This window comes from Clostridium sp. AF19-22AC, assembly GCF_003479085.1.
GTDB lineage: Bacteria > Bacillota > Clostridia > Lachnospirales > Lachnospiraceae > Faecalicatena_A > Faecalicatena_A orotica.
Genome location: NZ_QUGN01000034.1, coordinates 1 through 19,665, shown reverse-complemented (window position 1 = coordinate 19,665; position 19,665 = coordinate 1). Strand labels below are relative to the sequence as shown.

15 protein-coding genes are annotated in these 19,665 nt (G+C 47.0%); 9 read left to right on the top strand and 6 right to left on the bottom strand.

Annotated features, from left to right (window positions below; genetic code table 11):
• The first annotated feature begins 235 nt into the window (after positions 1-235).
• Positions 236-1,888, top strand: a complete 1,653-nt coding sequence (locus DWX43_RS24835; protein WP_118622593.1) for a DNA internalization-related competence protein ComEC/Rec2 — start codon at positions 236-238, stop codon at positions 1,886-1,888.
• Here the strand turns inward: DWX43_RS24835 and DWX43_RS24830 are convergent.
• The 3 genes from DWX43_RS24830 to DWX43_RS24820 all read right to left on the bottom strand — a co-directional run bounded on the left by DWX43_RS24830 (position 1,860) and on the right by DWX43_RS24820 (position 4,541).
• Positions 1,860-2,549: a response regulator transcription factor gene (locus DWX43_RS24830; protein WP_118622591.1), complete on the bottom strand. Its 690-nt coding sequence runs from the start codon at positions 2,547-2,549 to the stop codon at positions 1,860-1,862. The genes DWX43_RS24835 and DWX43_RS24830 overlap by 29 nt on opposite strands.
• 28 nt (positions 2,550-2,577) lie before the next feature.
• Positions 2,578-3,618, bottom strand: a complete 1,041-nt coding sequence (locus tag DWX43_RS24825) for a HAMP domain-containing sensor histidine kinase (RefSeq protein ID WP_118622589.1) — start codon at positions 3,616-3,618, stop codon at positions 2,578-2,580.
• A gap of 101 nt (positions 3,619-3,719) precedes the next feature.
• Positions 3,720-4,541 carry an SDR family oxidoreductase gene (locus DWX43_RS24820; RefSeq protein ID WP_118622587.1) on the bottom strand — a complete coding sequence of 274 codons (822 nt, stop codon included), beginning with the start codon at positions 4,539-4,541 and terminating at the stop codon, positions 3,720-3,722.
• Between the two features lie 212 nt (positions 4,542-4,753).
• On the opposite strand from DWX43_RS24820, the gene DWX43_RS24815 reads away from it, so the two are divergent.
• From DWX43_RS24815 to dnaJ, 8 genes are all read left to right on the top strand, one after another.
• Complete coding sequence (locus DWX43_RS24815) at positions 4,754-5,785, top strand: NAD-dependent epimerase/dehydratase family protein (RefSeq protein ID WP_118622585.1); 1,032 nt, start codon at positions 4,754-4,756, stop codon at positions 5,783-5,785.
• Between the two features lie 108 nt (positions 5,786-5,893).
• Entirely contained in the window at positions 5,894-6,880 is a 987-nt protein-coding gene (gene holA, locus DWX43_RS24810; protein ID WP_109733106.1) for a DNA polymerase III subunit delta, read from the top strand.
• Between the two features lie 22 nt (positions 6,881-6,902).
• Complete coding sequence (lepA, locus tag DWX43_RS24805; protein ID WP_118622583.1) at positions 6,903-8,717, top strand: translation elongation factor 4; 1,815 nt, start codon at positions 6,903-6,905, stop codon at positions 8,715-8,717.
• Positions 8,717-9,919, top strand: a complete 1,203-nt coding sequence (gene hemW / locus DWX43_RS24800; RefSeq protein ID WP_330582320.1) for a radical SAM family heme chaperone HemW — start codon at positions 8,717-8,719, stop codon at positions 9,917-9,919. Before lepA ends, hemW begins: the two co-directional genes overlap by 1 nt.
• 331 nt (positions 9,920-10,250) lie before the next feature.
• Entirely contained in the window at positions 10,251-11,300 is a 1,050-nt protein-coding gene (hrcA, locus tag DWX43_RS24795; protein WP_109733108.1) for a heat-inducible transcriptional repressor HrcA, read from the top strand.
• 27 nt (positions 11,301-11,327) lie between these two features.
• Entirely contained in the window at positions 11,328-12,035 is a 708-nt protein-coding gene (gene grpE / locus DWX43_RS24790) for a nucleotide exchange factor GrpE (RefSeq protein WP_109733212.1), read from the top strand.
• Between the two features lie 29 nt (positions 12,036-12,064).
• A complete protein-coding gene (gene dnaK, locus DWX43_RS24785; protein ID WP_109733109.1) occupies positions 12,065-13,933 on the top strand; it encodes a molecular chaperone DnaK in 1,869 nt (622 codons plus the stop codon).
• 130 nt (positions 13,934-14,063) lie between these two features.
• Positions 14,064-15,257 (top strand): molecular chaperone DnaJ, encoded by a 1,194-nt coding sequence (gene dnaJ / locus DWX43_RS24780; RefSeq protein ID WP_109733110.1) that lies wholly within the window; start codon positions 14,064-14,066, stop codon positions 15,255-15,257.
• A gap of 201 nt (positions 15,258-15,458) precedes the next feature.
• Here dnaJ and glgX read toward each other — a convergent pair whose 3' ends face one another.
• The 3 genes from glgX to DWX43_RS24765 are packed head-to-tail and all read right to left on the bottom strand — an operon-like array spanning position 15,459 to position 19,297.
• Positions 15,459-17,564 (bottom strand): glycogen debranching protein GlgX, encoded by a 2,106-nt coding sequence (glgX, locus tag DWX43_RS24775; protein WP_118622581.1) that lies wholly within the window; start codon positions 17,562-17,564, stop codon positions 15,459-15,461.
• 39 nt (positions 17,565-17,603) lie between these two features.
• Entirely contained in the window at positions 17,604-18,227 is a 624-nt protein-coding gene (locus DWX43_RS24770; protein WP_118622579.1) for a response regulator transcription factor, read from the bottom strand.
• Positions 18,227-19,297 carry a histidine kinase gene (locus DWX43_RS24765; protein WP_118622577.1) on the bottom strand — a complete coding sequence of 357 codons (1,071 nt, stop codon included), beginning with the start codon at positions 19,295-19,297 and terminating at the stop codon, positions 18,227-18,229. The genes DWX43_RS24770 and DWX43_RS24765 overlap by 1 nt, the downstream gene beginning before the upstream one ends.
• Positions 19,298-19,665: the final 368 nt, after the last annotated feature.

Below are 19,665 nucleotides of genomic sequence, written 5' to 3'. Positions count from 1 at the left end.
CTCTTATGTTTTAATAATTCGAGGACGAAGACAGTAAGATGTTTTCGCCCTCATTTTTTTATAATTTTGTGATTTTTACAGAAAAAGAGTAAGCTGTTACTTTTTATTTTATAGAGAGGCTGTCTGAAGAGAAAAATGTGTTTGGTATTAGTTTGTTAAATGGGGAACACAATAAACACTGTGTATCATGTAAAGACCTTGATTTTCCGGCTTTCCTGAGAGTGGGGTACATATAATGGCCATATCGGGACTTCATATGTCATTCCTTGGAATCGGGTTATATAAAATACTAAGGAAAATCGGACTTAACTTCGCGGTATCAGGCGGAATCGGAATTTGTTTTCTATTGGCATACACACTCATGATTGGATGCGGGGTTTCCAGTATCAGGGCGTTGGTCATGTTTATCGTCAGAATGGGGGCGGACATTACGGGGAGGGATTACGATACGCCTACCAGCCTTGCACTCGCAGCCGCGGTAATCGTTATATGGCAGCCCCTTTACCTTAAGGATGCGGGGTTTTTGCTATCCTTTGGTGCATTACTCGGGATCACGTCCGTGAATCCATGTCTTGAATCTTGTTTTCTTCAAAAAACAAAACAGAATGCTCTTACGAAAAGTATCTGCGCAAGCCTGTCTATTAACTTAGTACTGCTTCCGGTCATGCTCTATTTTTATTTTGAATTTCCCCTATACTCCATTCTGTTAAATCTCCTTGTGATACCGCTGATGTCCCTTGTGCTTGGTGCAGGGGCAGCCGGCTCACTCATTTTAACTGTTCTTCCACAGGCAGGAGGGGGAATTCTTACGCTCTGTAAATGGATACTCATGCTGTACGAAAAAGCATGCCGGACAAGTCTGTCTCTGCCCATGAGCCGGATTGTGACGGGAAAGCCGGGAAAGGGCGGCATGGCCATCTATTACCTCATTCTGCTGATGTTTTGCATAGCTGTGTATCTTATAAGAAACCGCGGCAGAAAGCACGGGATAAAGCGAAAGGGCAGAAGCAAAGCCGTGATTGGATGCATTACTATATTTGGTCTGTGTCTGGTATTATATGTGAATTGTACGATGAACTACGGCAGAAAGGGGGAACTACGTGTTACGATGGTTGACGTGGGACAGGGGGATGGCCTGTACATGAAGGGGCCGGACGGGAGGAGCTATTTTATAGACGGGGGCAGCAGTGATGTATCCTCGGTCGGGAAATACCGGATAGAGCCGTTCCTGAAATCGCAGGGGGTGCAGTCTTTGGACTATGTCTTTATCTCCCACGGGGATGCAGACCACATGAATGGAATCGGGGAAATGTTAGAACATCAGAATTTGGGAATCTCCATCCGCTGCCTCGTCCTGCCGCCCGCCGACGTGCAGGATGAGACACTCATGAAACTGGCGCAGAAGGCAGAACAGAACGGTACCCGTGTCGTTGTCATGGAAAGTGGAGAAACACTTGGGGAATCGGGGCTTAAGCTGGTCTGTAAGGGACCGCTGAAGGATTATCAGGGGGAACCGGGAAATGCCGCGTCCATGATACTGGAGGTTTCCTATGGTGCGTTCCATATGCTGTTTACTGGAGATGTGGAAGGCGAAGGGGAAAAACTACTCGAACAAAGCGGCACGCTGGAACAGTATACTGTACTGAAGGTGGCACACCACGGTTCAAAGAATTCTACTTCAGAAGAATTTCTAAGCCTCACAGCCCCCAAAATTGCATGGATATCGTCCGGGCTGCATAACCGTTACGGGCATCCCCATGAAGAAACGATAAAGAAACTTCAGGGGATAGGCGGCCGGATATACGGGACACAGGAACAGGGTGCCGTGACACTGGTAACAGATGGGGACAGACTGGAAATTACGACTTATCTGAAACAGACAAAGTGACCTTGTATCCGAGTCCCCGCACCGTAACAATCTGAAATTCCTTCCAGTTGTCGAATTTATTCCGGAGGCGGCTGATATGTGTCTTGATTGTATTTTCATCACTGTCAGTCTCGTAGCCCCAGATATCCTCCAGCAGCTGGTTTTTCGTAAATATCACATCAGGATAAGAAAGGAGTTTGAACAGGAGGTCAAACTCCTTTTTTGGCAGTTCTATGGAATCGGCAGTGTCAGAGCGCGACACTGTGTAATTCGAGGAATCCACAGTCACGGCCCCGATTAGGATTCTCTTGTCCGCATGAATCTTTGCACGCCGAAGAAGCGCCTCGATACGCCAGAGCAGTTCTTCATGGTTCACAGGCTTTGTCATATAATCGTCCGTGCCGGTGGAAAAGCCCAGCCGTTTGTCTTCGAAGGCATCTTTGGCCGTGAGCATGATTACCGGGACATCCTGGTGATAACTGCGCAGTGTCCGTACAAGCTCATAGCCGTCCATGTTAGGCATCATTATATCTGCCACAATAAGATCCACATGCTGTTTATAAAAAAGGTCCAGAGCCTCCTCCCCGTCGCAGGCAGCGAGGACGGTATAATAGGGCTTAAGCCGGGCAGCAGTGAGAAGCCGTGTATTTTTATCATCTTCAACAGTTAAAACAGTAGCCATAGTAAGCTCCTTTCCGTTAAATCCATGTTTATCGTGACACATTAGTGGGGAGGATTACAGTAAATGTACTCCCTTCCCCCGGCGTACTGGCAACCTGAATCTCCCCGCCGCACAATTCCACAATCCGGTGCGCGATGGAGAGTCCCAGACCCAGCCCCTTTGTGGCGTGCGAAGCATCGGCCTGATAATATTTATTAAAAATACGGGATGTCTCCTCTTTTGTCATGCCTTTCCCATTATCTGCGACAGAGACATATATCTTTCCGCCGGATTCCTTCAAGTTGACTGCAATCCTGCCGTGTCCGGGTGTGAATTTGATGGCATTGCTGATCAGGTTCAGCCAGATATGTGACATGAGGGCGGGATTTCCCAGATAAGAGACAGGGTTTAAATCGGTATCTATCTCTATTAATTTTGCGCCCCAGTCTTTGGAAAGCAGGATTAAGTTCTGCCGGATCTGCTCATCAAGGGCATACCATTCCTGATCGATGATATTCTGCTGGCTGTCCAGCCGGGACATCATCAGCGTTTCCTCGGCAAGTTTTGAAAGACGTGAAGATTCTTCAGCGATGATGGTCAGATACTGTCTGCGCTCCTCTTCTGTAACCTCTGTCTCCAGAAGCAGATTGGCGAATCCATTGATCGAGGTAATCGGGGTCTTGAATTCATGCGAAAAATCATTGATAAAATCATTGCGCAGTGTATGGACACTTTTCAATTCGGCCGTCATTTTGTTGAAGTTCTCAGCCACATCCGGCATAGGCGCCGCTTTTTTTACATCAAGTGTAACATCATAATTTCCCCCTGCAACCTGATTGATCGCATTTGCAAGAGTATTAACCTTGCGGTTCAGATGGCGTGAAAGGAAAAAAGTATACAGTTCCATAAGGAGGGCCATAGGGATAATCATGCCAAGCCCAACCACGGGACGATAGTCAGGGTTGTTGTAGTTCACAAAATATTCGACCAGCTCGTATGCCATAACAGACAGAAAGGCGGGGGCGATAGCGATAATTGCAAAATAATTAGGCAGTTTACTGGCATCATCCAGCCTTTTATTTCTTTTCAAATTCTTTACCTCCTGTGTTTGGCATTGTCTTAACGTGTATTATAACGAATCGGAAGACAGGGTGCAACTGCTATTTTATATGGAAAGAATACGCAGAGTCATCACCTCGTAAATGCATTAACACCGGATGCAACAAGTCCGCCGTCGCAGATAATGTCCAGTCCTGTCAGGTAACTGTTTCTTTCATCCACGATGGAAGAGAAAAGAAAGGCAATCTCTTCCGGTTTTCCAAAGCGCTTGATTGCGGCATGATTTGTGAACTTGTCGGCCTCTACCTGCTCCAGTTTTCCCATCGGGGTTTCAAAGTTACCGGGAGAAACACATACGACACGGATTCCTTTTTCCCCATATTTTAAGGCACATTGTTTTGAATACCAGATAACAAAATGTTTCGAGATACCATAGGCAACGCCAGCCCTTGCAGCCGCAGGAAAGATACGGATACGCCTCATCATTTTGTGAAGGAAGACTGACGGGTCCTCCATGCTGTATTTGTATAGCTTACGGGGCATGATAAAAGAAGGCGTTAAGTATGCTGACATAGAAGAGACATCAAGAATACAGGAGCCTTCCCCCATTATTTTATAAAATGCAGTATTCATATGGATAGTTCCGACAGCATTGGTGCTAAGGATCGCCTCCGCATCACCCATATGCGGGCTCATGCCTGCAGCGTGAATCAATGCCTGAACCCGTCCGGCTTCTTTTGCATGCTGTGCCAGACGTTCCACGGAGTTACGGTCAGCCACGTCGCAGGGAAATGCTTCACAGGCAATGCCTTCTTCTCTTAATACTTTTACAGCAGATTCTAATTTCTGCACGGTCCTTCCACAGATAATAATATAGTGGGTAGAGGCCATAATCCGGGCGGTTTCCAGACCCATCCCGCTTCCTCCCCCAGTGATAACACATATGTTTTTCATGATAATCCTCCTGTTTTGTTGTATTGTGGGTTCTACTTTAATGGCGCAAGGTAAACTGAATGTAAACAGAAAATATTTCTTCCGGTTTACGTTCAGTTTACATTCTCTTATTATGATGGCATCGTTGAAAGAACGGCAGGCGGGAAAGACTTTTTCCGTCATGCTGTTTCCTTAAGAATAGTAAAAAATCAAAATAAAAGGAGAACAATGAAATGAAAAACAGAATGTATTTAGTAACCGGGGCAGCAGGATTATTAGGAAGCAATATTACTAAACAGCTGATCGAAGCAGGTGAAGAGGTAAGAGCACTGGTACTGGAAGGCGACCCTGCGGTGAAACACGTGCCGAATCAGGCGGAGGTCATGTTTGGTGATATCACGGATAATGTATCATTGGAAAGATTTTTTACGACTGAAAACAGGGAAGTCATTGTCATCCATTGTGCCAGTATCGTGACGGTAGTGGATGAATACAGTAAGAAAGTATATGATGTGAATGTAAATGGGACAAGGAACGTCATAGAGATGTGCAGAAAACACCAGGTAAAAAAGCTGGTCTATATCAGTTCGACAAGTGCAATCCCGGAACTGCCGGGGAACCAGACCATCCGGGAGACAGACCATTTCTCACCAGAAGGAATCATCGGATTTTACGGACAGACAAAGGCAGAAGCGACGCAGATTGTTCTGGATGCTGTCAGACAATATCAGTTGGACGCGTCCATTGTATTTCCAACCGGAATCTGCGGGCCGAATGATTTTGCAAACGGTCCGGTGAGTTCCTTTATTAAAGACTATGTGGATGGAAAAATGCCTGCGGGTATTGAAGGATATTTTAATGCCGTAGATGTGCGTGACCTTGCAAGAGGCTGTATTTCCTGCGCAGAAAATGGCCGCATGGGAGAAGGATATATCATGGGGAACCAGCTCGTGACGATGCGGGAGATGTTTGACCTGCTTTCCGACATCAGCGGGTGTAAAAATGTGAAATTGATTCTGCCAATCGGTATCGGCAGGATGATGGGAAAATTGTGCGACCTGATGGGAAAAATCACCGGGAAACTGGGGCGCATGACTTCATTCGCCGTGTATAATCTCGCCAGAAACAATAACTTCTCCTATGAAAAAGCGGCAAAGGAGCTGGGGTACAGGGTACGCCCCTTTGCGGACACCATCCGGGATGAGATGGTGTGGATGAGGGATGAAAAAATGATTTCGTGGGAGGGGGAGTTGATACGGATATAAAGGTATAGACTGCTAAATCATTCTTTTTTATGCAGGACAAGATGAATTTCATTATCTGTAGTGAAATATTTTGCAAAATAGAGAACTTTCCTATATAATAGATACGTTATGAAGAGTTTGAATGAAGATTTAAAAACGGGACAATTTAAGCAGGTATATCTTCTCTACGGGGAAGAGAATTATCTGAAGAAGCAGTACAAAGACCGGTTTACGAAGGCGATGCTTCCGGACGGGGATACGATGAATTACGCTTATTATGAAGGGAAGGGCGTAGATGTCCGGGAGGTCATTGATCTGGCGGAGACTCTGCCCTTTTTTGCCGAGCGCCGTTTGATTGTATTCGAGAACACTGGTTTCTTTAAGAATGCGGGGGCGGACCTGGCGGATTATATCAAGGAAATGCCGGATACAACGTATTTCATTTTTATCGAAAATGAAGTGGACAAGCGGAGTAAGCTTTTTAAGGCTGTGAAGGCGAAAGGGCATATTGTGGAACTGCCGTTTCAGGATGAGGTGACGCTGAAAAAGTGGATACTCGGCCAGGTACGCAAGGAAAACAAGCAGATATCCGAATCTACAGTCACGTACCTTCTGAATAAGATCGGCACGGATATGGAGAACATACAGAAGGAACTGGAGAAACTGTTCTGTTATACACTGGAGAAAGACAGTATTGCGGCGGAGGATGTGGATGCAGTATGTGTCACACAGATATCCAACCACATCTTTGACATGGTCAATGCAGTTGCGGAGAAGAAGCAGGAACATGCGTTGGAGCTGTACTATGAACTTCTGGCCCTGAAGGAGCCGCCGATGCGGATTCTTTATCTGATGACAAGGCAGTACCGGATTCTCCATCAGGTCAGGGACCTTCTGAAAAAGGGGTACGGAAGGAAAGAAATCGCTTCCAAAGCAGGACTGCACCCGTTTGCCGCCGGAAAGTACATGGATCAGGCGAAGCACTTTGGCTCCAGTGAACTAAGGGCGATCATGGAGGACAGTGCGGACATCGAGGAACGGGTGAAGACAGGAAGACTGACGGATGTCATGGCGGTTGAATTATTCATTGTGAAGTATTCATCCGTATCTAAGTAATAGGATTGGAGGAAATGTAAAAGTGTCAGGAATAGATCAAAGTAAAATACGGAATTTTTGTATTATTGCCCATATAGACCACGGAAAATCAACTCTCGCAGACAGGATCATCGAGAAGACCGGGCTTTTGACGAGCAGGGAGATGCAGTCACAGGTGCTGGATAATATGGATCTGGAGAGAGAACGCGGAATTACAATCAAGGCACAGGCCGTAAGGACCGTGTATAAGGCAAAGGACGGGGAGGAGTATATCTTCAACCTGATTGACACCCCCGGGCATGTGGATTTTAACTATGAGGTGTCCCGAAGCCTTGCCGCATGTGACGGTGCGATCCTTGTTGTGGACGCGGCACAGGGAGTGGAGGCGCAGACATTAGCGAATGTATATCTTGCGCTCGACCATGATCTGGACGTGATGCCGGTTATCAATAAAATCGACCTGCCGAGCGCGGATGCGGACAGGGTAAAGGAAGAGATCGAGGATGTGATCGGCATTGAGGCCGATGATGCCCCCTTAATTTCTGCAAAAACGGGATTGAATGTGGATGACGTACTGGAACAGATTGTAGAAAAGATTCCCGCCCCGGGAGGGGACCCTTCTGCACCTCTGCAGGCGCTGATTTTTGATTCGCTGTATGATTCCTATAAAGGTGTCATTGTCTTCTGCAGAATCAAAGAGGGGAGCGTTAAGAAGGGCACACCGCTTCTCATGATGGCGACAGGAGCTACGGCGGATGTCGTGGAAGTCGGATATTTCGGCGCCGGCCAGTTTATCCCATGCGAGGAGCTGAGTGCCGGAATGGTTGGCTATATTACGGCCAGTCTGAAAAACGTAAAAGATACCCGTGTGGGTGATACAGTGACAAACGCACAGCGCCCGTGTGCGGAACCTCTGCCCGGATATAAGAAGGTAAATCCGATGGTATACTGCGGCATGTACCCTGCTGATGGGGCAAAATATCCGGACCTGCGTGATGCTCTGGAAAAACTCCAGCTCAATGATGCAGCGCTTCAGTTCGAAGCAGAGACATCTGTAGCACTCGGATTCGGTTTCCGCTGCGGATTCTTAGGACTGCTCCACCTCGAGATCATTCAGGAGCGTTTGGAGCGGGAGTACAATCTGGACCTTGTCACGACGGCGCCGAGTGTTATCTATAAGGTGCACAAGACAAACGGGGATATCATTGAACTGACAAACCCGACGAATCTTCCGGACCCGGCAGAGATCGAGTTTATGGAGGAGCCGATCGTGAAGGCGGAGATCATGGTGACATCCGAATTTATCGGGGCTATCATGGACCTGTGCCAGGAGCGCCGCGGGGAGTATCAGGGTATGGAATATATCGAGGAGAACCGTGCCGTACTGAATTACCATCTGCCGCTCAACGAGATCATTTACGATTTCTTCGATGCACTGAAATCAAGGTCACGGGGATATGCATCCTTTGATTATGAGATGCTTGGATATGTACAGTCAGAACTTGTGAAGCTGGATATCCTTATTAATAAAGAAGAAGTGGATGCACTTTCCTTCATCGTACACAGCGGTACCGCATATGAGCGGGGAAGGAAGATGTGTGAGAAACTGAAAGAGGAGATCCCGCGCCAGCTGTTTGAGATTCCGATTCAGGCAGCTGTCGGCAGTAAGATCATTGCACGCGAAACGGTGAAAGCGATGCGTAAGGATGTACTCGCGAAGTGCTACGGCGGTGATATTTCGCGTAAGAAAAAGCTTCTGGAAAAGCAGAAGGAAGGAAAGAAACGTATGCGTCAGGTGGGCAACGTGGAGATTCCGCAGAAAGCCTTCATGAGCGTACTGAAGCTGGACGATAAATAATGATGAAAAAAGAACTGGAGCTTTATCTTCATATTCCGTTCTGCGTACAGAAATGTGCATACTGCGATTTCCTTTCCGCACCGTCGGATGAAGCGCAGCGCATAAGGTACATGGATGCACTGGTAAAGGAAATCGGCGGATATCGAAAAAAATATCATGATGATTACCGGGTAACGACGATCTTCATCGGCGGGGGGACCCCTTCCTTACTGGAGGAAAACCAGATCGCGGACCTCTTTCATGCCCTGCAGCAGACGTTTCAGATTGAGCAGGACGCAGAGATTACAATCGAGGCGAATCCGGGAACTGTAACGGAAGAAAAGCTTGCGGCCTGGAAGTCTGTGGGGATTAACCGTCTCAGTATCGGACTCCAGTCCGTAAATGATGCGGAGTTGAAACTGCTGGGAAGAATCCACACATATGAGGAATTTCTGGAGACATACAGGACCGCAAGGGCTCAGGGATTCGAGAATATTAATATCGACCTGATCTCGTCGGTTCCGGGACAGACAGTGGGAAGCTGGAGCCATACACTGACCAGCATCGCCGGGCTGGGGCCGGAGCATATATCCGCTTACAGCCTGATCATAGAAGAGGGCACCCCTTTCTATGATTATTACGGCGAATGCCGTAAAGACGGTTCCGGGACGGCCCGGGATTGTGCATCCGCGGATATGCCGGGCCTCCCGGATGAGGATACAGAAAGAAAGATATATGAAATGACAGCAGATCTGTTAGCCGGATATGGATACAAGAGATATGAAATCTCTAATTATGCAAAAGAAGGTTTTGTATGCCGCCATAATCTGGGGTACTGGGAAAGAAAGCAGTATCTCGGAATCGGTCTGGGGGCTTCCTCCCTGATCGGGCATCAGAGGTATCACAATACAGCGGATCTGGAAACATATATATATAAGGTACAGAAAAAAGAAGAGATAAGAGAAGATATAGAGGAGTTATCTCTTTCAGATGAGATTGAAGAACATATGTTTCTCGGCCTGCGTAAGACGGAAGGTATTTCCGTACAGGGGTTTCTGGAAACGTTCGGAAAAAGTATATTCGACATATATGGAAAAGAACTGGAAAAACTGAAAAGCGAGGGATTACTGGAAGTTACAGCCGATGCAGTAAGGCTGACAGAACGGGGGATTGACGTTAGCAACACTGTCTTTGTGGAATTTCTTGATCCAGTCACAGATTAGAGAGTGTTCTGCCGGCAGAAGTGCCGGCCGGATGCTCTTTTTATTTCATAGGACGTACGTCCTATGAAATAAAAAGCCCTCCGGGGGATGCGCCCTGCGGCGTATAAGGTGGATGTCGCAGAGCGAGCGCCGCAGGCGCGAGTTTCGCAAGCGAAACTCTACAGAAATGCCTATCATTTTATATAAAATATAAAAAGTATGAAAAATATATAAAGAGTGTTGACAAAAAGAAATCAGGGTGCTATCTTAATATACGTAAGGTGTTAGCACTCAAAACTAAAGAGTGCTAATAAGCAGAGAAAACAGTACTCTGCGGCGGAAAGGAGGGCCTATGGCAGGAATCACAGAACTGAGTGAGAGAAAGATGGTTATTTTAAAAGCGATCATTCAGAACTATCTGGAGACAGGAGAGCCGGTTGGTTCAAGAACTCTTTCCAAATACACGGACTTGAATTTAAGTTCAGCTACGATTCGTAACGAGATGGCAGACCTGGAGGATCTGGGATATATTTTCCAGCCCCACACGTCCGCAGGACGTATTCCTTCCGATAAAGGATACCGCTTTTATGTGGATATGCTGATGGAAGAGAAGGAGCAGGAGATTCTGGAACTTCGCAATGTGATGCTGGAGAAGACGGATAAGGTAGATAAAGTTCTGAAGCAGGCGGCGAAGGTTCTGGCGGCGAATACGAACTATGCAACGATGGTATCCGCACCGGTTAACAGCCGGAATAAGCTGAAGTTCATCCAGCTTTCACAGGTGGATGAGGAACAGATTGTAGCTGTGATCGTGATGAACGGGAATGTCATCAAGAATAAGATCATCGAAGTCGGTGAAACCTTAAGTAATGAACATTTGTTTAAGCTGAATATGCTGCTGAACACGACATTGAATGGAATGTCTATAGAAGAGATCAACCTGGGGCTGATCGCAAAGCTGAAAGAGCAGGCAGGTATTCACAGCCAGGTCATCAGCGATGTTCTGGATGCGGTAGCGGAAGTCATACATGTGGACGAAGATATGGAGATCTACACGAGCGGGGCTACCAACATTTTTAAGTATCCGGAACTGAGTGATAAAGAGAGTGCACAGGAGATTATCAGTGCATTTGAAGAAAAGCAGCAGCTGGCGGAACTTGTTACAGAGACCCTTGCCAGTGAAGACAGTCATGGAATTCAGGTATACATCGGAGATGAAGCACCGGTGAAGACCATGAAGGACTGCAGTGTTGTGACAGCGACCTACGAATTGGGCGAGGGCATGAAGGGTACGATCGGTATCATCGGTCCAAAACGTATGGATTATGAACATGTCATGAAGACGCTGAAGACTCTGCAGAACGAGTTGGATGCAATTTATTACAAAGATCCAAAAGAATAGGAAGGTGAATAGCTGGTGGAAGAAAATATGAGCAAAGAAGATATGATAAAAGAAGCGGTGGAAGAGGCGAAAGCAAAGGCCGCGAAAGAGGCTGAGGAACAGGCAGCCCGGACGGACGAACAGTCTGAGGCCGAAGAACAGACAGAAGAGGCCGAAGAAATGGAAGACGCTTCAGAGGATGACGAAGCAGATGCATCAGAGGACGCAGAAGAACCTGCGGCTGAGGAAGAAGCAGCGGATGATGATAAAGAAAAATCCGGCAAAGAAAAGAAACTGTTTGGCAGAAAGAATAAGAAAGATAAAAAAGACGAGAAGATTGAAGAGCTGACTGACCGGCTCACTCGTCAGATGGCTGAGTTTGATAACTTCCGCAAACGTACAGAAAAGGAGAAATCCCAGATGTATGAGATAGGTGCGAAAGATATCATAGAAAAGATTCTTCCGGTCGTTGATAATTTTGAACGCGGCCTGGCAGCTGTGCCAGAGGAAGACAAGGCCAATCCTTTTGCGGAAGGAATGGAGAAGATTTATAAACAGCTGATGACTACACTGGAAGAGATTGGTGTAAAGCCGATCGAGGCGGTCGGAAATGAGTTCAACCCGGATTACCACAACGCTGTGATGCATGTTGAGGATGAAGAATTCGGAGAGAACACGGTGGCCGAAGAATTCCAGAAGGGCTACACATACCGTGAAAGTGTAGTGAGACATAGTATGGTAAAAGTTGCAAATTAATTTAAAGAATAATTCAGGAGGATTTGATTATGGGCAAAATAATTGGTATTGACTTAGGTACAACAAACAGCTGTGTAGCTGTTATGGAAGGTGGACAGCCAACCGTTATCGCTAATACAGAAGGAGCAAGGACAACACCGTCAGTAGTGGCATTTACAAAGACGGGAGAACGTCTGGTAGGTGAGCCTGCAAAACGTCAGGCAGTTACAAATGCAGACAAGACAATCTCTTCTATTAAAAGAGAGATGGGTACAGATTATAAAGTAACGATTGATGACAAGAAGTATTCTCCGCAGGAGATTTCCGCTATGATCCTTCAGAAATTAAAAGCAGATGCAGAAGGATATCTGGGAGAGAAAGTAACAGAGGCAGTAATCACTGTTCCTGCATATTTCAACGATGCACAGCGTCAGGCTACAAAAGATGCAGGTAAGATTGCAGGTCTGGATGTAAAACGAATCATCAACGAGCCTACAGCAGCAGCTCTGGCATATGGTCTGGACAACGAAAAAGAGCAGAAGATCATGGTATATGACCTCGGAGGCGGTACATTCGACGTATCTATTATCGAGATCGGTGACGGAGTCATCGAAGTATTATCCACAGCCGGAAACAACAGACTCGGTGGAGATGACTTTGACCAGAAGATTACAGACTACATGCTTGCAGATTTCAAGGCAAAAGAGGGTGTTGACCTGTCAGGTGACAAGATGGCTCTCCAGAGACTGAAAGAAGCAGCTGAGAAAGCAAAGAAAGAGCTTTCATCTGCAACAACAACAAACATCAACCTTCCGTTCATTACAGCAACAGCTGAGGGACCGAAGCATTTCGATATGAACCTGACAAGAGCAAAATTTGATGAGTTAACTCATGATCTTGTTGAGAAGACAGCAGAACCTGTAAGACGTGCGCTTTCTGATGCAGGAATCGCAGCATCAGAACTCGGCCAGGTATTGTTGGTAGGTGGATCCACACGTATTCCGGCAGTTCAGGAAGAAGTAAAACGCCTGACAGGAAAAGAACCAAGTAAATCCCTTAACCCGGACGAATGTGTTGCACTCGGTGCTTCCGTTCAGGGCGGTAAGTTAGCAGGAGATGCCGGCGCAGGCGATATCCTTCTTCTGGACGTTACCCCACTGTCACTGTCTATTGAGACAATGGGCGGAGTTGCGACAAGACTGATTGAGAGAAATACAACCATCCCGACAAAGAAGAGCCAGATCTTCTCTACAGCAGCAGACAACCAGACAGCTGTAGACATCAATGTTGTACAGGGTGAGAGACAGTTTGCAAGGGACAACAAATCACTCGGCCAGTTCAGACTGGATGGAATTCCTCCGGCTCCACGCGGAATCCCGCAGATCGAAGTTACATTCGATATTGATGCAAACGGTATTGTTAATGTTTCTGCAAAAGACCTTGGAACAGGCAAAGAGCAGCACATCACGATTACAGCAGGTTCCAACATGTCTGACAGCGATATCGACAAGGCTGTAAAAGAAGCGGCTGAATTCGAAGCTCAGGATAAGAAGCGTAAAGAAGCAATTGATACAAGAAACGAAGCAGATGCTATGGTATTCCAGACAGAGAAGGCAATCAAAGAGGTTGGTGACAAGCTGGATGCAACAGATAAAGCTGCAGTGGAGGCAGACTGCCAGGCATTGAAAGATATCCTTGCAAAATCCAGTCCGGAAGATGCTACAGAGGCTCAGGTTGCAGAGATTAAGGCAGCGAAAGAGAAACTGATGGAAAGCGCCCAGAAGCTGTTCACAAAGATGTATGAGCAGGCTGGTGCGGCAGGAGCAGGCCCACAGCCGGGACCGGCACCGGAAGCAGGTCCGGCACCGGAAGGTTTCACAGGAGATGACGTAGTAGACGGAGATTACAAAGAAGTCTAAATGTCCGCTGGAATAGGCCTGTAACAGACAGGTTTATTCTTGAAAAAGGGTTCTACGAAGCTGCAAGAAGCGGCTTCGTAGAATTTCTTTGTACAAAATCATAATCACACAGATGAAAGGGTAGAGTGTTATGGCAGAGTCAAAAAGAGATTATTACGAGGTGCTTGGCATAGGCAGGGATGCTGATGATGCAGCCATCAAAAAAGCATACCGTGTTTTAGCAAAAAAGTACCATCCGGACATGAATCCGGGAGATGCCGAAGCCGAGAAGAAGTTCAAAGAGGCATCTGAAGCGTATGCAGTGCTCAGCGACCCTGAAAAACGCCGCCAGTATGACCAGTTTGGACACGCAGCATTTGAAGGCGGGGCCGGCGGAGCTGGAGGCTTCGGTGGTTTTGACTTCAGCGGTGCTGATTTCAGCGATATATTTGGAGATATCTTCGGGGATTTATTCGGCGGAGGCGGAAGAAGAGGCGGCCGTGGAAATAATGGCCCGATGAAGGGTGCGAATATACGCAAAAGTATAAGAATCACATTTGAGGAAGCAGTTTTCGGATGTGAAAAAGAATTAGAGGTCATTTTAAAAGACCCATGTACAGCATGTAACGGAACAGGCGCAAAGCCGGGCACATCCCCGGAGACCTGTCCGAAGTGCGGAGGTAAGGGACAGGTAGTTTATACATCACAGTCCTTCTTCGGAACTGTACAGAATGTTCAGACTTGTCCGAACTGCGGTGGTTCAGGAAAAGTGATTAAAGAGAAATGTTCTTCCTGTTCAGGTACCGGATATACATCCAGCAAGAAAAGAATCCAGGTTTCCATTCCGGCAGGCATCGACAACGGACAGAGTGTCAGAATCCGTGAAAAAGGCGAGCCGGGAACAAACGGCGGCCCGAGGGGCGACCTGCTCGTGGAAGTAAACGTATCGAGACACCCGATCTTCCAGAGACAGGATATGCATATCTTCTCAACCGTGCCGATCAGCTTTGCACAGGCGGCACTGGGCGGGGATGTAAAGATCCCGACTGTGGACGGAGATGTGATCTATACCGTAAAGGCAGGAACAAAAACAGATACAAAAGTGCGCCTGAAAGGAAAAGGTGTGCCTTCCCTGAGAAACGCCCAGGTACGTGGAGACCATTATGTAACACTGGTCATCCAGACACCGGAGAAGTTAAGCCCGGAAGCAAAAGAGGCGCTGCGTGAATTCGACAGGCTGTCAGGAAATTCACTGAATCTTGACACAGGCGAGAGCAGCGGGAAATCCGGAAAAGGGAAGAAAAAAGGGTTTATGGATAAAATGAAAGAAGCATTCGATGAGTAGGAAGTGAATCCAGTCCACTCAACGAAGAAGTTCTAATAGAAAAAGAGATGCTCAGAAGGACACAGCAGGCATGCAGCGGAAAACTAGATATTTTTCCGCCTTAGGCCGGCTTGAAAATTGATTTTGGAGAATCAATTTTCATCCCTTCTGAGCATCTCTTTTTCAATAAGAACTTCTATTCGCCCGTTAAAAGGATTCTTTTTACTGTACCGTAAAGATGATGACGGAGCGGCCGCCGAGCAGTACGGTGTTTTTTATTTCGGGCATGTTTTTGTCCGGAAAGGTTAAGTGGGCAGGGTCGCCGGTGTTTACTGCGATGTGCCAGGATTTTCCGGCCGGGAGGCTGGGGAGTGTGAGTTCGAGTGTCCTCCAGTAAGGATTGACGGCAAGGTAAACGATGTCTTCTGTTTGTTTTTCCGGATCATATCCGGCATACATGATGCAGATGGTCCGTGACTCTGGTGTGTAGTCGGGGAGCCACGGGGTCAGGCCGTGAATGCTGGTGCATGGGAACCCGCCCGGGGCCGGCTTAAGGTCTTTGCGGATCACGGTGTGTTTTTGACGGAAGGCAATCATGTACCGGAAGAAATCAAAGAGGTCCCGGTTTGTTTCTAACAGGGTCCAGTCCAGCCAGGAGATTTCGTTGTCCTGGCAGTAAGGATTGTTATTGCCGAAGCGTGTATCCCCGAATTCATCGCCAGAGAGGAACATGGGGGTTCCACGGCTTGTCATGAGGACGGCACAGGCGTTCATCATCATACGCTTTCTTAGTTTCAGGACCTCGGGGTTGTCAGTTTCTCCTTCTACACCACAGTTCCAGCTGTTGTTGTCATTGGAGCCGTCCGTGTTGTTCCAGCCATTGGCTTCATTATGTTTTTCATTATAAGAATACAAATCATTGAGAGTAAAACCGTCGTGACATGTCAGGAAATTGACGGAGGCGCTTAACCCCCTTGATGCCGGATCATACAGGTCAGGGGAACCTAAGATACGCTGGGCTGCGGTTTCGGCAAGGCCGGCGTCACCTTTTAAGAACCTTCTCATGTCGTCCCGGTATTTTCCGTTCCATTCTGCCCAGCGGCGCCAGGAGGGGAAAGAACCGACCTGATAGAGGCCCCCCGCATCCCATGCTTCCGCAATCAGTTTTACCGTGCCGAGGATCGGGTCAAACGCCAGACTTCTTAAAAGCGGCGGCTGGTTCATCGGGGAACCGTCCTCGTTTCTTCCGAGTATGGAGGCGAGGTCAAAACGAAACCCGTCCACGCGGTAATCGGTAACCCAGTAGCGCAGGCAGTCCAGAATGAGCTGCTGGACAACCGGGTGGTTGCAGTTCAGTGTGTTGCCGCAGCCACTGAAATTGTAATAATATCCGTCGGGGGTGAGCATATAGTAAATATTATTGTCAAATCCTTTGAAGCAAAAACTGGGGCCGTATTCATTTCCCTCGGCAGTGTGATTGAATACAACGTCCAGTATGACGTCAATGCCGTTGTCATGGAGGGCCTTGATCAGCTGCTTTAACTCACGGCCTTCCTGATTGTACTCAATAGAAGAGGCATAACTGGTATTGGGGGCAAAGAAACAGACGGAGTTATACCCCCAGTAGTCCAGAAGCTGGTTGTTGTCGATCAGACGGGCATCTCTCATTTCATCGAATTCGAAGACGGGCATCAGTTCGACCGCATTGATCCCCAGATCCTTCAGATACGGAATCTTATCGCGTAGTCCCTGAAAGGTTCCCGGACAGCAGACATCGGAGGAGGAATCCCGTGTAAAACCACGCACATGGGCTTCATAGATGACGAGGTCCTCCATCGGAATCTGAGGCTGTTTTTCCAGCCCCCAGTCAAAATTATTTCTCACGACGCGGGCACGGTAGCCATGCTCACAGCAGTTCGTGACACCCCAGCGGCTCTGCCCTGTGACGGCCCTTGCATAAGGGTCAAGAAGAATCTTTGTCTTGTCAAAACGCAGTCCTTTTTTTTCGTTATATGGGCCGTCCAGACGGAAGGCGTACTCAAATTCTTCGATATCCAGACCAAACACGATCATAGAATAAACGAATCCGATCCTGTAGTTATCAGGAAACCTGAGGGCCGCAAAAGGTTCCTCTGCCATGCGGTGGAAGAGGAGCAGTTCGCAGGAAGAAGCGCCGTGGGACTGGATAGTGAAACTGACTCCGCCGGGAATGATAGTGGCCCCGAAGGAGTGGAAGAAGCCGGGGCGGACCTGAAAGCCGTCTATCGTATCCAGAGGCTTGAGCTGGTCATTAGGGACGAGGGTGATATCGGATGTATGTACAGCCATAATAGATTCTCTCCTTTTCGTTTGAGCGGTGTTGACGGGTTATGCTTTGTGCTGGTAATAGAATACGGCAACCTGGGTTCTGTCACGCAGTTCCAGTTTATCAAGTATGGAACTCAAATAGTTTCTGACTGTTCCTTCACTTAAATACAGGCGGGAAGCGATTTCTTTGTTACTCAGTCCTTCTGCGATCAGCTCAATGATCTCCAGTTCCCTGTCATGGATGTCAAAATCTTCGTAGTGAAAGGATGGCGTCTGCTGGAGCAGGGATGGGATTTTGGAGACAATTTCATTGCCGAATACCGTCTGGCCTGAGAAAACAGCGCGGATTGCAGGGACGATATTCTGATAATCCTGTTTCAGAAGGTAGCCCTTTGCTCCCAGTTTTAATGACTTGATAATATATTCGTCATCAGAAAAGGTGGTAAGCAGTAGAATACGCGCATCCGGGAATTCTTTCAGTATCTCTGCCGAGGCATCCAGCCCGCTCATTTCTTTCATACGGATATCCATAAGCAGGACATCCGGCCTGTGCTCCCGGTACAGGGACACGGCGTCTGTCCCGTCATGCCCGCATGCAGGGACGTGAAAATCCTTTTCTGCTTCCAGAATCGTCTTTAAGGCGCCTGCAACAAGGCAGTCATCATCTATTATTAATATATTCATTATGAAATCTCCTTTGGTATAGTAATAAATATTTTAAACCCTTTGTCATTTCTAATCTGTATATTGCCTTTCAGGGTATGAATCCGTTCTTTCATATTGATCAGGCCGATCCCCTCATCCGAAATGGGTCCGGCTGTCCCGTTATCTTCTATACAGAGCTGGTAGAGGGCCGGATGCTCCCGCATGGTTACATGGACCTGCGTGGCACTGCTGTGCTTCATGACATTGGAGAGGGCTTCTTTTGTTATGCTGATAAAACTAAACTTAATCTCTCTTGGAATATCTCTGCCCATATCAAATTCAAAGCTGACGGGACAAAACGTAAAATCATTTATGAGACTTTGCGTGGCCTCTTCTAAGTTTATGGCCTCATCATGGAGGTCATGCACACTGCTGCGGATACTGTCCATTGCAGAATTCAAAGTAGAATCCAGTGTATTTAGAGCCTCTGCCAGTCCCGGGGACGTATTCACTGCCTTCATGGCACCGACCATCAGAATGGAGCGGGAGAGCAGATGACCGACATTGTCGTGGATTTCCCGGGCAATCCGGTTGCGCTCCTTCAAGGTTGCCGTGTAAATCTCATAATCCTGTTTTTCCAGCAGTGTATGGTTTTTCTCCGTCAGGAGCAGGTTTAATTCACGGCTGTCATCACGAGTATGTTTGTATAAGTCTTCCAGCTGATTGTAACCTGTAGTCTGCCGCTCCAACAGAAAAGCAAGGAGGATGCCGAATGCACCGAGAAGGAATAGGAAATAATCCGTTGTATGAATGAGGAAAGTCCATACATAAAACACCGCCCCTGCGATAAGAGGTATATAGCACCTGCGGCGGAAAAGAACATAGGCCACGGCCGGGAAAAAATAGAGAAAGGCAGGGCAGAACCATGTTATCAAAAGAAATACAAGGGAAATGGGGATGATGTATAAATTTAAATCCATAAAACAGTCCATGCAGCATATGATCAGGGCTGCTAATAAAGCCAGGACATAGTAAAAGTCCGGGCGGGTGTGAAATAGTGTAAAAAAGCAGTAAAACAGGATTAGCACGGAATCTTTCATGTATTTCATCGCAGGCTCCCTTTTAGGTGATTTAAAGTTTCAGAAAAAAATAATCTACATCTATTTTACCATAAATACTAAACTCGTGAAATACCTCGTTAAGTATTTAGGTGTATGTCTTACTAAGCGTGAAAAAACCACGCTAAGTGCGAGCAATATACCATAAATGCTAAACTCGTGAAATACCTCGTTGAGTATTTAGGTGTTTCCATATATTTTATGACATTTGTCATGTATATGCAGTGACGGATGACACTACCATATCTCACCCAAAACCATTATAGTATAGACATAGAATGAAAGGAAGGAATACGGTAATGTCTTAAACAGGCATGTATGAAGTCCAGCTAATAAATGTCAATAGTTAAATGAAAAAA